The organism is Pontibacillus yanchengensis Y32 (assembly GCF_000770635.1).
Lineage (GTDB): Bacteria > Bacillota > Bacilli > Bacillales > BH030062 > Pontibacillus > Pontibacillus yanchengensis.
This window is the reverse complement of record NZ_AVBF01000094.1, coordinates 1-12,894: the sequence shown is the minus strand read 5'-3', so window position 1 is coordinate 12,894 and position 12,894 is coordinate 1. Positions and strand designations below refer to the sequence as shown.

Genomic DNA, 12,894 nt, shown 5'->3' with positions numbered 1-12,894 from the left:
CATAATATCTCGAATCCAAGTCTTCAACATAATGGTGCTTATATGGAACAACATAAAACTGTTTCATTATTAAATCAACAAAAATCTAAACATAGCCATCTTATATACTATATTTGGTCTATTTTTACTGATAGGTATGGGCTTGTCATTCTTTATGTTTCCTCTATAATATAAATATGTAGTGTGAAAAGGAGCGTTTAGAATGGAAAAGAATAAAGTAATGCTTGTAGATGGGATGGCACTATTATTTCGTGCTTTTTTCTCTACAGCAATGAGTGGATATTATCGAATTAATAGTAAAGGTACACCGACAAATGCTGTTCATGGTTTTGTAAAGCATTTATTTACTGCCATGAATCACTATAATCCAAGTCATGTAATTTGTTGTTGGGACATGGGGAGTACGACGTTTCGAACAGAAATGTTTCCAGATTATAAAGCGAACCGCGATGCACCTCCAGTTGAATTACTTCCTCAATTTGATCTTGTAAAAGAAGTCACAGATTCTCTAAATATCCCGAATGTTGGTATTAAAGGGTACGAGGCTGATGATTGTATAGGGACATTGACATCTCAATTGAGTGAAGAATCCGAGGTGCTAATTCTTACTGGTGATCAAGATATTCTTCAATTGCTAAAAGAGAACGTTAAAGTTGTTCTTTTGAAAAAAGGGTATGGTAATTATGGGGAATATACAGAACAAGCTTTTTATGATGAAAAAGGTATCTCCCCAACACAAATGATTGATTTAAAAGCTCTTATGGGTGATAGTAGTGATAATTATCCTGGTGTGAAAGGAATAGGGGAGAAAACAGCACTAAAATTACTTCAAGCTCATGGCTCTGTTGATGGAATTTTAGAGAATCTAACTTCATTAACAAAAGGCCAAAAAGAAAAGATTGAACGAGATTTAGAAAACCTACATCTTTCACGTAAACTTGCACGGATATATTGTGAAGCAGATATTACATGCTCACTTGAAGAAGCCTCATTATCAATTGATCGAGCACTAATGACTGAAAAATTTAATGAAGTCGAGTTGGGTCGTTTGGATTCAATGATTGGTTAAAAAAACATGGCTATATAGCCATGTTTTTTTATCTTATAGTTAACTAAAGACGGTCTAAGTTTGTGGATAACATTAATAAAGTCATGTGGCCACAAAATGTTTTTAGCTCTAGTCAGTATTGTCAGTAGGGTTCTTTCTAACTAACACTTTCTTGATTTTCCTGTTTTCTACTTTAAGGATTTTAAACGTTAGGTTATTTCTTTCTAATAGTTCCCCTTCCTTAGGGTATGTATTAAATTCCTCTAATAAATACCTTGCTAGCACGTCCTGGTCTTCTGGGATATCGGTTCCAAACATAGAATTCAATTTATGTAATGTTATTTTTCCATCGCAAATGATTTCTGTTTCTGTAAGCTTATCGATAATGGAATTTACTTCTACATCTGTCTCATCTTCTATCTCCAAGCCAATCATCGCTTCAATAACATCTTCAAGAGTTAGAATACCTTCTGTACCTCCATATTCATCCAAAACGATAGCAATATGCTTTTTTTCTTTAGTCATCATACGAAATACCCATTCCACTTTATGAAACTCATAAACCAATAGAGGATCATGGTAACTAAAGTCTTTCAACTGTTTTTCAGGTTCCATAGACCACGAAATTAAAAACTTGGAATGGAATATGGCAACGATATTATCCATATCCTTGTCATAAACAGGATACCTTGTGTACGGATTTTTTAATACTACATCTCGTACTAGTTCAAATGTCGAATCTTTGGGTAAGGCAATCACTTCCACGCGAGGTGTCTTTAGTACATCTTTTACATTTAGATTATAAAAGTCTAATACACCTTTTATCCTGTTATATTCGTACTTTTGAAAAGTACCCTCTGAATCAGCAATATCTACCATTGTTCGTAATTCTTCTTTTGAGACCGAGGCGTCAGGTGGTTGTCCTTTAGATAAAGCGTTTGTTACATAACTTGTAATCCAATTTAAGATGATGGTTATAGGCTTAAACAAAATCACAAAAAAACGAATAACTGGTGAAACCAACAATGCAATACGATCAGGGAATGTTGCAGCCACTGATTTAGGGATAACCTCTGAAAAGATGATAATTGCAACAGTTAAAATAGCTGAAGCAACTCCTACATTAAAACCATACTGAATAGCCATTGTCGTCACTAGCGTTGGTAGCAAGATATTAGCTATATTGTTGCCAATTAAAATGGTAGTAATAAACTCGCTCGGCTTTGAAATTAGGTTCAATAAACTTTCTGCTTTTTTGTCATTTTTATTAGCTTTCGATTGTAGTCTTGTTTTATTTGTAGCTGTTAAAGCTGTTTCGCTCCCTGAAAAAAACAAGGAGACAAAAAGCAAAAATATAATAGCAAAAATCACGAAGTAAGTCCTCCTTAGGTTTCTATAACGATAGATTATTTTAATTATAAACAGAACGTTTGTTTTTTTAAAGAAAGGATATAACTAAATTTGGACCATTTATAGTTGTTTCTTGTTTGAAAAGGAAAATAATAGATCCGCATTTATGAGCGAGCCTCTCATTTATCTAGTTCATACTAAAAAAAGCCATCAACTTTATGTTGATGACTCTTCAAAAAGATATAAATATTCACCATAACCTTTTTCTTTCATCTCTTCTTTTGGAATGAAGCGTAAAGCGGCTGAATTCATGCAATAGCGTTTCCCAGTAGGTTCTGGTCCGTCATCGAAGACGTGACCTAGATGCGAATCGGCATTTTTACTACGGACTTCTGTACGTGTTCCAAACAGTGAGTTATCTTCCTTCAACACTATATGATCTTTATCTATAGGTTGAGTGAAGCTTGGCCAACCTGTTCCTGACTTGTATTTATGAGTAGAACTAAATAGTGCTTCCCCGGAAACGATATCTACATAAATCCCGGCCTGCTTATGGTCCCAATATTTGTTATCATACGCTGGTTCTGTACCGTCTTCTTGCGTGACTTTATATTGCATATCTGTTAACTTTTGTTTCAACTCTTCTTGCCTTGAAGCCTGATTCTTATTTTCTTTCTCGCTTTTCTTTGGAAGGTTCAGTTTTAGATCGTCTCCCCAATATTTTTCTAAGAAGTCATCACGACCAGAGTTATCTCGATAAATGTTATAGCGTGTAGTGTTTTTCTTATAGTAATCCTGATGATATTGTTCTGCTTTGTAGAAAGTAGATGCCTCTTTTATTGGAGTAACAATCGTTTCTTCAAAGCGATTCGATTCGTTAAGTTCCTCTTTCGATTGTTCAGCAAGTTCTTTCTGTTTTTCATTATGATAAAAAATCCCTGTTGTATATTGTTGTCCTCGATCGACGAATTGACCTTGATCATCTGTAGGATCGATTTGACGCCAAAAGATGTCTAACAGCTGTTCATAGGAAATCACTTGTGGATCGTATTTCACCATCACTGCTTCCACATGTTCAGTACTTCCTGATGATACTTCTTTGTAGGAGGGGTTTTTCATAGAGCCATCTGTGTAGCCGGAGATGACTTCTTTCACACCTTTTACCTTTTCAAAAGGAGGTTCCATACACCAAAAACAGCCACCAGCAAATGTTGCAATAGCTTCATTTTCGGTAATCTTTTCAGCATTCACGGCTTCGGTGTCATGAGAGCGCTTCGTCACATAAGGGTATGCTTCCGGTATTATCAAAAAAGCGGCAATTATGCCAACAATTCCTAAAATCCAATAGGTTCTTTTTTTCATGGAGGTCACGCTCCTTCAAGTAAATATCTCAAAGTTGAGATTGTTTATACTTATTATATCATGTACATCGGCTGACCTTACAATTATAGTGGGCTAGGGTGAAAATTTCAGGAGTACCCTCAGATGTTATATGCTAAGATAGGAATAGTGATTGATGAAAGGAAAGAATACGATGGCATGGGATTTTTTGAATTTTGTTGCGGTGGCTGCGTTTGCCTTTAGTGGGGCGATTGTGGCTATGAGTGAACGTTATGATATTTTCGGAGTTATTATTTTAGGAATTGCTACGCCATTTGCAGGTGGTATAGCAAGAAATTTATTTCTACAGCAAGATGTAGTACATATTTGGGAACAAGGGATCTTCCTTTATGTTGCTGTTGGAACTATTATGATCGTTTACTTTTTCCCAAAAGGCTGGGTCATGTTTTGGAACCGTTGGAACGTATATTTGGACGCATTTGGTTTGTCAGCTTTTGCCATACAAGGAGCATTGTTTGCGATGAACAATCATTTGCCAGTTGGTGCTGTTTTATTTTCAGCGATTATAACCGGTGTAGGTGGTGGAGTTACGCGAGATGTGTTAGCTCAGCGGAGGCCAATGGTTTTACACACAGAAATTTATGCCGTTTGGGCACTTTTTGCAGGAGCTGTCATAGCGTTTGGGATAATAGACTATACCAATTCCATTCAGTTATATATTTTGTTTGGGGCAATTATTACACTAAGGCTATTATCATTCCATATGAATTGGCACTTACGTTTTCGAGACTTGTATCGGATTTAAATATAAGGAAAATTATGGTTCACAGCCTCACTGTTATTTGTTACTATTAGATTAAACAATTACATAATAAAAAGCTAGGGGTGCCATGTACATGGCTGAGAGGATTCGTTCCGACCCTTTGAACCTGAATTGGTTAAGACCAACGGAGGGAAGCAGAAGACGTACGTAAATACTAGATTATTAGTGAACACACGTATATCCAAGCTCATCCTCCTATGGATGAGCTTTTTTTATGGACTATTATAGAAAGGATGAATGAGGAAATGTCAGATCAATTATGTATAGGTGGTCAAGCGTTTTCAAATCGACTGTTCACTGGTACGGGTAAATTTCATGATCACCAGGTTATGAAGGATGCGATTCTTCAATCAACTTCCGAAGTAATAACGGTTGCGTTAAGGAGAGTTGATCTCAAGGGGGATGATCAGTATATATTAAATGACATACCTAATTCTGTTCAACTAATGCCTAATACTTCAGGTGCTAGAACAGCAGAAGAGGCAATTCGAATTGCGAGGTTGTCAAGAGCGAGTGGGTTGGGGAATTGGGTGAAAATTGAGGTGATATCGGATTACAAATATTTGTTACCAGATAACGAAGAAACCTTAAAAGCTACCAAAACATTAGTAGAGGAAGGATTCGTTGTGTTGCCATATATGACTCCTGATTTGATAGCAGCAAAGAGAATGGAGGATGCTGGCGCTGCAGCTATTATGCCACTAGGTTCTCCAATTGGGTCTAATCGTGGTATCCGCATGAAAGAAATGATAAAAATAATGATTACCGAAGCTGATGTACCTATTGTAGTGGATGCGGGTATCGGGAAGCCATCTGAAGCAGCTGAAGCAATGGAAATGGGAGCGGATGCAGTACTTGTGAATACTGCTATTGCTACAGCAACTGATCCCGTAGCAATGGCAAAAGCTTTTGATTTAGCAGTAAAAGCTGGAAGGATGGCTTACATTTCTGGACCTGGAACAAAGTCGACTACAGCACGTGCGTCATCACCACTAACTGGGTTTTTGAATACGTAAAAAGGAGAGTTATGATGAGTTTTTACAATAATTATAAGGAACTAACACAAATCTCTTTTGAAAAAGAATTTAGTAAAGTGACAAATAAAGATGTGGAACAGGTCCTTGAAAAAGAATCATTGACAACAAGAGACTATCTTTGTCTTTTATCTCCTAGTGCAGAAAATTATTTAGAAGAAATGGCACAGAAGGCACATTATAAAACGGTGCAACACTTTGGGAAAACCATGCAGCTATTTTTACCATTATATTTATCTGACTACTGTGTGAACACATGTAAGTATTGTAGTTTTAGTATAGACAACGTTTTTCCAAGAAGAATATTAACCCTAGAGGAAATCGAGAAGGAAGCAAAAGTGATTGCTAATATGGGGATTGAACATATCATTCTGTTAACAGGCGAGTCAAAGAAACACTCATCTGTAGAATATTTGAAAGAGAGTATGACGGTTCTAAAAAAATATTTCTCATCAGTTGGTATTGAAATACAACCGATGAATACAGACGAGTACGAGGAGTTAGTGGCAAGTGGTATTGATGGGGTTACGGTTTATCAGGAAGTCTATAATGAAGAAACGTATAAAGATATTCATGTGAAAGGACCAAAACGTAATTACCAATATAGGTTAGATACTCCGGAACGTGCTTGTAAAGCAGGTATGAGAAATGTGAATATTGGAGCTTTATTAGGTTTAGATGATTGGAGAAAAGAATCATTCTTCACAGGTATGCATGCTCAATATTTACAACATGCTTATTTAGAAACAGATATTGGGGTTTCTTTTCCACGTATTAAGCCGAATGCAGGAGAATTCCAACCTGCAATTGAGGTAACAGATCGTAACTTGGTTCAAGCTATGTTAGCTCTGAGGTTGTTCTTGCCACATACAGGAATAACAATCTCAACACGAGAAGACCCAACTTTACGGGAGAATTTGATTCCTCTTGGAGTGACCAAAATGTCAGCTGCATCTTCAACGGAAGTAGGAGGTTACTCAGAGCCGAATGAAAATCAAAGTCAATTTGAGATATCGGATGAACGTTCTGTTCAAGAAATTCAACAATTACTCCATTCCAAAGGCTACCAACCTGTTATGAAAGATTGGCAAGTAATTTAACAATAACATAATCGTACACTGCCAGGGGAGTCGTCATTAAGACTGAGATGATGTATAACATCAGACCCTTTGAACCTGAACTATATCATTATAGCGGAGGGAGGTGGTGCAGGAATGATCACCCCTGCCACCACTTCTTTCCACATGAGGAGTGGTTTTTTTGTGACGAAAGTGAGGCTAATATGAAATTCCATCTTATAACGAACGGTAACAACGAGAAAGACCTAACAATCCAAATATTAACTAAGGTACATGATGATATTGAAGTTGTTCATATACGAGAAAAAAATCTTAGTGCTTTTGAGTTAGTTGAATGGATTAAAGATATGAATAAAGCTGGAATACCTTCAGAAAAAATCATCATCAATGATCGTGCAGATGTCGCCGTTGCATCAGGGGTTGGTGGAGTTCATTTAACAGAAAAAAGTTTGACTCCAGATTTAGTGAAAAGAACGCTACCTGACTTAGTGGTTGGGCAGTCTATTCATTCGATTGAAGGGGCAAGGTGGGCTGAGCGAAAAGGTGCTGATTATGTTTACTATGGTCACATTTATGAGAGTGATTCAAAACCAAATATTCCACCCAAGGGTACTTATTCGCTTTCAAAAGTCGTTAACAATTTGACGATACCTGTTATAGGAATAGGAGGGATTACTCCAGATAAAGTGAATGCTATACAAGAAACAGGAGCAGCTGGGATTGCTATCCTTTCAGCTATATGGGAGTCAAATGATAGTAAGGAAACAATTAAGAAATATTTGAAAGGATGGAAATGATGAAGATCCAAATAAATGGAAACAAAGTGGAGATGCCGGATGAGGTGCGAACCATTGAGGAACTATTAGTCTACTATAAGCTTGATGATAAACCAGTCATTGTAGAGTGGAATAAAGAGATTGTGGATAAGGATAATCACACCAAGACTGTATTAACAGAAGAAGATCAAGTAGAAATTGTCCATTTTGTCGGAGGGGGATGAATAGGAAGTGACAGACCGCTACTCGAGACAAACATTGTTCTCCCCAATTGGAACGAAGGGGCAAGAAAAAATAAAGCAATCAAGTATCTTAATCTTAGGTTTAGGAGCTTTAGGAACGGCCACTGCACAGAATTTAGTAAGGGGTGGAGTAGGGAAATTGACTCTCATTGACCGTGACGTTGTTGAGTATAGTAACCTGCAACGTCAACAACTATTCATGGAGGCTGATGCCGAAGAAAATGTTCCTAAGGCTGTTGCCGCTACAAGAGAGTTAAGGCAAATGAACCACCAGGTCTCCATTCAAGGAATAGTAATGGATGCACAAAGGGAAGAGCTTGAACCATTCATGAAAGAAGTAGACCTTATTATCGACGCTACAGATAATTTTGATACACGTCTTCTAATCAATGATTTAAGTCAGAAATACAATGTGCCTTGGATTTATGGTGCATGTGTTGGTAGTTATGGGCTATCTTTTACTATTATTCCAGGGGTGACACCTTGCTTGCAATGCTTGATGGATATTATTCCGGCAGGTGGTGCTACTTGTGACACAATCGGTATCATTGCACCAGCTGTACAAATGGTTGTAGCACATCAAACAGCGGAGGCACTAAAGATTATGGTTGATGACAAAGAAGCGATGCGTAATCAGATCGTCTCTTTTGATATTTGGAAAAATGAACATAGTTCTATCACAGTTAATCATTTGAAGAAAGATACCTGTTCTTCCTGTGGGATAGCTGCAACATATCCTTTTCTTTCTCAAGCTAATCAAAGTCAAACTGCTGTATTATGCGGTCGAGATACAGTGCAAATAAGACCTTCACAAAGAGCAAAGATTAACTTGAACCAGATTGAAGAGCAGCTAAAACCACTAGGTTCTATTAATAAGAATGATTATTTACTATCTTTCAAGCCATTTAATGACCTTAATCGGGTGGTCATATTTAAAGATGGTCGAGTACTGATACACGGGACAGATGATATAACAAAAGCTAAGAAAATATATAGTCGATGGATTGGGTAAGGAGGAACGTTTTATGACAATTTCAAAAGCACTAACTATCGCTGGATCAGATTCTGGAGGGGGAGCAGGCATACAAGCAGATCTAAAAACCTTTCAGGAACTTAATGTATATGGGATGTCGGTCATAACTGCTGTAACAGCACAAAATACAAAAGGTGTACATGGTGTGCATTCTATGCCAATACAATCTGTACGTGCTCAATTAGATGCGATTGGAACAGATCTTTTTCCTAATGCTTTGAAAACAGGTATGCTTGGTAGTTCCGATATTATTGAGGCGATAGCGGAACGAATCGATTTTTATAACATGACGCAACTGGTTGTGGACCCTGTTATGGTTGCCAAAGGTGGTCAAAAGCTTCTTGACGATAATGCTATCAACACAATACTAGAAAAACTATTACCATTTACAAAAATAATTACTCCAAACATTCCTGAAGCAGAGGTGTTAACTGGACGTTCCATTAACTCACTAGAGGACCAGAAAAGAGCAGCACATCTTATCCAGTCATATGGTGCAGAGGTAGTAGTGGTGAAGGGTGGTCATGGAAATAGTAGTGAAGTTGTGGATGTAGTCTATGATGGTTCACAATATACACTCCTAACAGGAAACCGATATCATACAATGAATACACATGGCACAGGCTGTACTTTTTCAGCTGCTATTACAGCCCAACTGGCTAAAGGAGAGAGTATAATTGATGCTATCTTGGTAGCAAAGCAATTTATTGAAGCCGCTATTAGAGAAAATCTTCACATTGGGTCGGGTCATGGACCAACAAATCACTGGGCATTTCGAGAAACAGAGGATGCTCGTATTTCAACTATAAAAAAACAAATAGTAAAACTATAAATTTAAGAACAAGTTCTGCCTCAAGTATAAGAAAAAAACTATTCTCAAAAAATTAGGGAAGATTAAGAGACAGCCTTTGTTAAAAGGTACCTTTACGATGTATTATTGTACTGTGCAACATAACCAATATATGTATAATGAATCTAAAACTATGAAACGTATTACTAATAAAATACGTCTAATGAATGACAAAAATGGTATAGGTACTAGCAAGAAAGGATGTAAGCTATGAAAAAAAGTGTACTTACGCTGTCTTTTGTAGGTATTATAATATTCACTGGATGCTCTGGAGATAAGGACATTACGATAGATGACTCCAGTCAATCTACAATCGAAGAGGAAGATGGAAAAACCTCTGATGAAACTTCAACCGAAGCTAATGAAGAGGATTCTTCTAACCAAAAATCAAATGAAACAGAAGATAACAAAAATACAAATACAAATACAAAATCTAATTCTACTTCCACTGGTAATGGGGAATCTAATGAAAAGAAACAAGATGCTACTACTTCGGATTCTACTAAATCCAATCAAGAAAATAATAATAATCTAGATCAAGAAAAGAAACAAAATGAGAGTGTGGAAGATAACGACAAGAATAAACAATCTGATGACTCAGATATTACAAAAGAACAGGCTGTAAATATGGTGAAGAAGCATCTTTCTATGGAAAGCAAAGAGGATGTGACTATTGAAGTTGATCACGAGGTGACAGATAAATATGTTGTACATGTTTATGAAATAGTCGAACAAGAGAGTAATACTCATACTGCAACGATAGGTTGGTACTATGTCAACAAACATTCTGGTAAGGTCACAAACATGATGAAATAATAGAGTGGCATCACTTCTAGAAAGTGATGCTATTTATCTTTATAAAAAGTATTGGTTAAAGACAGCCTGGAATTAATATTCTATAACGAATGAAGTTAATAGTATATTCTAATCTTTCACTAGATAGAAAAGAGGGAGAGTATGGTACAAAAAACTGCAATCGTAACAGGAGCATCTAGTGGATTTGGCTTACTGATTACTGTAGAACTGGCAAAAAGAGGATTCTTGGTATATGCTACAATGCGAAACTTAGAAAAATCACACCATGTAACAGAAGCAGTACCAAGTGCTGATGTTTTAAGCCGCATTCAATTTGAACCACTAGATGTAACAAATCATGATTCTATTGAACAATTTAAACAATTTATTAAGACTCTTAAACGAGTGGATGTACTTGTCAATAATGCTGGTTATGCTTTGGGAGGATTTAGTGAAGAGATTACGATAGATGAATACAGAGCACAGTTTGAAACGAATGTATTTGGTACTATGGCCGTAACCCAAACAGTTCTCCCAACCATGCGAAAACAAAAAAGTGGCACCATCATAAACATGAGTAGTATTAGTGGTCTGATTGGGTTTCCTGGTATCTCCCCTTATGTGGCTTCCAAACATGCACTTGAAGGGTATAGTGAAAGTTTACGATTAGAATTAAAACCTTATGGAATTAATGTTGCAATTGTACAACCTGGTTCTTTCAAAACAAATATATGGACAACTGGTAAACAAATTAGCGAGCGTTCTTTACAAGAAACATCTCCTTATTATAATTATATGGAAAAAATTGAAGCAGAGATGAAAGCTGGGGAAGAAAATTTAGGTGAACCACAGGATGTTGCAGAGCTGGTTGCATCCTTAGCAGAAAAGCGAAAAATAAAATACCTTCGATATCCAGTAGGGAAAGGTGTCCGTAACATGATGAGATTGAAAAAACTCGTTCCATGGCCAACCTGGGAGAGTAAATTCTTAAAACGGTTGAAAATCTAATTACATAACGAAAGCTCCTGGTATTAATGTATAACCAGGAGCTTTTTTGATTGAAATGTTTCTTAACAGATTGAATCTTTAGGGTTAGGGTTCTTCATACCGAATAACGGTCGAATGAATAAAGCGAGGTACGTTCCGATTAGAGCCATAATCATCCATACCCAGCCGTGTAGACTAAATGATGCGATGCCACCGAAATAAGCCCCAATATTACAACCAAAAGCAAGACGAGCTCCATAGCCCATTAATATTCCTCCGATTAGTGAAGAAGCGGCAACACCTGGTTTAAACATTTTTGGCTTAAATGAACCTTGAGCAGCAGCTGCGATAAAAGCACCTAAAATAATGCCAAAGTTCATCACACTTGTAGAATCAGCCAGTACGGTTGTTTGTAAAGCTTCACTACTTCCTGACCAGTATCCCCAGCTACTTACATCAACACCTAAAGCCATTAACACTTTAGAGCCCCAAAGAGCAAAAGCGGATGTAATGCCCCATGGATTACCTCGTACAGAAAGAGTAATTGCGTTTAGCACAGCTAGTACTACAGCTGCCACAAGTAATGGCCAAGAACCACGTACTAGTTTCTTTAACCCAGTAGTTGTTGGTAGTGGCTCCATTTTTGGTGGGTTTTTCTTTTTAGCGATTTGTACTGTGATACCATAGATTCCAGCGAAAATGATAAGCTGAAGGATTACTCCGCCAAAATAACCAAAGCCAGTATCTGTAGCAAGAGAAACTGCGCCGATACTAGGTGTATCCATCCACCATGTAAAATGATAGGCACCAATGACAGATCCAACAATAAATCCGAATAAGGTTACAAATAACGATGCCTTTCCGCCACCTACGTTATAAAGAGTTCCAGATGCACAACCATTCCCCATTTGCATACCGATTCCAAAAAGGAATGACCCAAATACGACACTCATGCCAACAGGAAAAACGTACCCACTTGGAGAGCCTCCTGTAAAACTAAAACCAGTACCTAATACAATGGCAAATAAAATAGATGCAACTGCAAGCATGAGCATGTGAGCTTGCATGCCTTGAACATTTCCAACTGATGTTAATCGACGAAATGCTGAAGTAAAACCAAAACGAGCATGTAGTAATGTAATTCCAAAGGCGAGTCCTATAATAAATAACACACCTTGTGTCCACCCTGTTACCGAAACGGTTATGGTAAATAACAAGATTGCTGCAATAATACCTAGTGTTACAAGTGGTTTCTGGACAGGGTTCAATTGAGCAATCTGTGTTGTAAATGTACGATTAGAAGTTGTTGTTGCTGTTTCCATACTTAATACACCTCAATTCCTATCAATTTAATAAGGATTATTTCGAAGACTATAATAGTATGGTTTGGAATACTTGTAAATAAATATGATTGCACAACTATGTATTCTTTTATTGATTTCTTATGACAGACATAGTCAAAGTTATTCAACATTAGAGGCATAATCTTGAAGACTTGGATTCGAGATATATTTCAAAATTACCATTACTAACTGG

At 37.0% G+C, this 12,894-nt stretch carries 13 protein-coding genes and 2 riboswitches; of the genes, 10 read left to right on the top strand and 3 right to left on the bottom strand.

The window, feature by feature from the left end; all coding sequences use genetic code 11:
• Positions 1-202: 202 nt before the first annotated feature.
• Positions 203-1,069 carry a 5'-3' exonuclease gene (locus tag N782_RS19345; protein ID WP_036824290.1) on the top strand — a complete coding sequence of 289 codons (867 nt, stop codon included), beginning with the start codon at positions 203-205 and terminating at the stop codon, positions 1,067-1,069.
• 108 nt (positions 1,070-1,177) lie between these two features.
• Here N782_RS19345 and N782_RS19340 read toward each other — a convergent pair whose 3' ends face one another.
• Both N782_RS19340 and msrB read right to left on the bottom strand, forming a co-directional pair.
• The gene (locus tag N782_RS19340; RefSeq protein WP_036824287.1) at positions 1,178-2,419 is read right to left on the bottom strand and encodes a hemolysin family protein; all 1,242 of its coding nucleotides are present in this window, start codon (positions 2,417-2,419) and stop codon (positions 1,178-1,180) included.
• A gap of 195 nt (positions 2,420-2,614) precedes the next feature.
• Complete coding sequence (gene msrB / locus N782_RS19335; protein WP_036824286.1) at positions 2,615-3,760, bottom strand: peptide-methionine (R)-S-oxide reductase MsrB; 1,146 nt, start codon at positions 3,758-3,760, stop codon at positions 2,615-2,617.
• A gap of 172 nt (positions 3,761-3,932) precedes the next feature.
• On the opposite strand from msrB, the gene N782_RS19330 reads away from it, so the two are divergent.
• The 9 genes from N782_RS19330 to N782_RS19290 all read left to right on the top strand — a co-directional run bounded on the left by N782_RS19330 (position 3,933) and on the right by N782_RS19290 (position 11,379).
• Positions 3,933-4,544, top strand: coding sequence for a trimeric intracellular cation channel family protein (locus N782_RS19330; protein ID WP_036824292.1), 612 nt, complete (start codon positions 3,933-3,935; stop codon positions 4,542-4,544).
• Positions 4,545-4,610: 66 nt separating this feature from the next.
• A riboswitch (TPP riboswitch) is annotated at positions 4,611-4,712 on the top strand.
• Positions 4,713-4,807: 95 nt separating this feature from the next.
• On the top strand, positions 4,808-5,578 hold the full coding sequence (locus N782_RS19325) for a thiazole synthase (RefSeq protein ID WP_036824283.1): 771 nt from the start codon (positions 4,808-4,810) through the stop codon (positions 5,576-5,578).
• Between the two features lie 14 nt (positions 5,579-5,592).
• Positions 5,593-6,696, top strand: a complete 1,104-nt coding sequence (gene thiH, locus N782_RS19320) for a 2-iminoacetate synthase ThiH (RefSeq protein WP_036824281.1) — start codon at positions 5,593-5,595, stop codon at positions 6,694-6,696.
• Between the two features lie 13 nt (positions 6,697-6,709).
• Positions 6,710-6,815, top strand: a riboswitch (TPP riboswitch).
• A 63-nt stretch (positions 6,816-6,878) separates the two neighbouring features.
• On the top strand, positions 6,879-7,472 hold the full coding sequence (locus N782_RS19315) for a thiamine phosphate synthase (protein WP_036824279.1): 594 nt from the start codon (positions 6,879-6,881) through the stop codon (positions 7,470-7,472).
• The gene (gene thiS / locus N782_RS19310) at positions 7,472-7,675 is read left to right on the top strand and encodes a sulfur carrier protein ThiS (RefSeq protein WP_036824277.1); all 204 of its coding nucleotides are present in this window, start codon (positions 7,472-7,474) and stop codon (positions 7,673-7,675) included. The genes N782_RS19315 and thiS overlap by 1 nt, the downstream gene beginning before the upstream one ends.
• Before the next feature lie 7 nt (positions 7,676-7,682).
• The gene (locus N782_RS19305) at positions 7,683-8,705 is read left to right on the top strand and encodes a MoeB/ThiF family adenylyltransferase (RefSeq protein ID WP_036824275.1); all 1,023 of its coding nucleotides are present in this window, start codon (positions 7,683-7,685) and stop codon (positions 8,703-8,705) included.
• A 13-nt stretch (positions 8,706-8,718) separates the two neighbouring features.
• On the top strand, positions 8,719-9,558 hold the full coding sequence (gene thiD / locus N782_RS19300; protein WP_036824273.1) for a bifunctional hydroxymethylpyrimidine kinase/phosphomethylpyrimidine kinase: 840 nt from the start codon (positions 8,719-8,721) through the stop codon (positions 9,556-9,558).
• 228 nt (positions 9,559-9,786) lie between these two features.
• Positions 9,787-10,392, top strand: coding sequence for a splicing factor 3b subunit 2 (locus N782_RS19295; RefSeq protein ID WP_036824271.1), 606 nt, complete (start codon positions 9,787-9,789; stop codon positions 10,390-10,392).
• Between the two features lie 141 nt (positions 10,393-10,533).
• Entirely contained in the window at positions 10,534-11,379 is an 846-nt protein-coding gene (locus N782_RS19290) for an oxidoreductase (protein ID WP_036824267.1), read from the top strand.
• 62 nt (positions 11,380-11,441) lie between these two features.
• On the opposite strand, the gene N782_RS19285 is transcribed toward N782_RS19290, so the two are convergent.
• Positions 11,442-12,680, bottom strand: a complete 1,239-nt coding sequence (locus N782_RS19285; RefSeq protein ID WP_036824264.1) for a YeeE/YedE family protein — start codon at positions 12,678-12,680, stop codon at positions 11,442-11,444.
• Between the last annotated feature and the right edge of the window lie 214 nt (positions 12,681-12,894).

Excerpts from the sequence above, each read along its gene's own strand:
- N782_RS19295 (WP_036824271.1), top strand. The coding sequence starts at position 9,787 with ATGAAAAAAAGTGTACTTACGCTGTCTTTTGTAGGTATTATAATATTC.
- msrB (WP_036824286.1), bottom strand. The coding sequence starts at position 3,760 with ATGAAAAAAAGAACCTATTGGATTTTAGGAATTGTTGGCATAATTGCC.
- N782_RS19325 (WP_036824283.1), top strand. The coding sequence starts at position 4,808 with ATGTCAGATCAATTATGTATAGGTGGTCAAGCGTTTTCAAATCGACTG.
- N782_RS19330 (WP_036824292.1), top strand. The coding sequence starts at position 3,933 with ATGGCATGGGATTTTTTGAATTTTGTTGCGGTGGCTGCGTTTGCCTTT.
- N782_RS19285 (WP_036824264.1), bottom strand. The coding sequence starts at position 12,680 with ATGGAAACAGCAACAACAACTTCTAATCGTACATTTACAACACAGATT.
- thiH (WP_036824281.1), top strand. The coding sequence starts at position 5,593 with ATGAGTTTTTACAATAATTATAAGGAACTAACACAAATCTCTTTTGAA.
- thiS (WP_036824277.1), top strand. The coding sequence starts at position 7,472 with ATGAAGATCCAAATAAATGGAAACAAAGTGGAGATGCCGGATGAGGTG.
- N782_RS19290 (WP_036824267.1), top strand. The coding sequence starts at position 10,534 with ATGGTACAAAAAACTGCAATCGTAACAGGAGCATCTAGTGGATTTGGC.
- N782_RS19345 (WP_036824290.1), top strand. The coding sequence starts at position 203 with ATGGAAAAGAATAAAGTAATGCTTGTAGATGGGATGGCACTATTATTT.
- N782_RS19315 (WP_036824279.1), top strand. The coding sequence starts at position 6,879 with ATGAAATTCCATCTTATAACGAACGGTAACAACGAGAAAGACCTAACA.
- thiD (WP_036824273.1), top strand. The coding sequence starts at position 8,719 with ATGACAATTTCAAAAGCACTAACTATCGCTGGATCAGATTCTGGAGGG.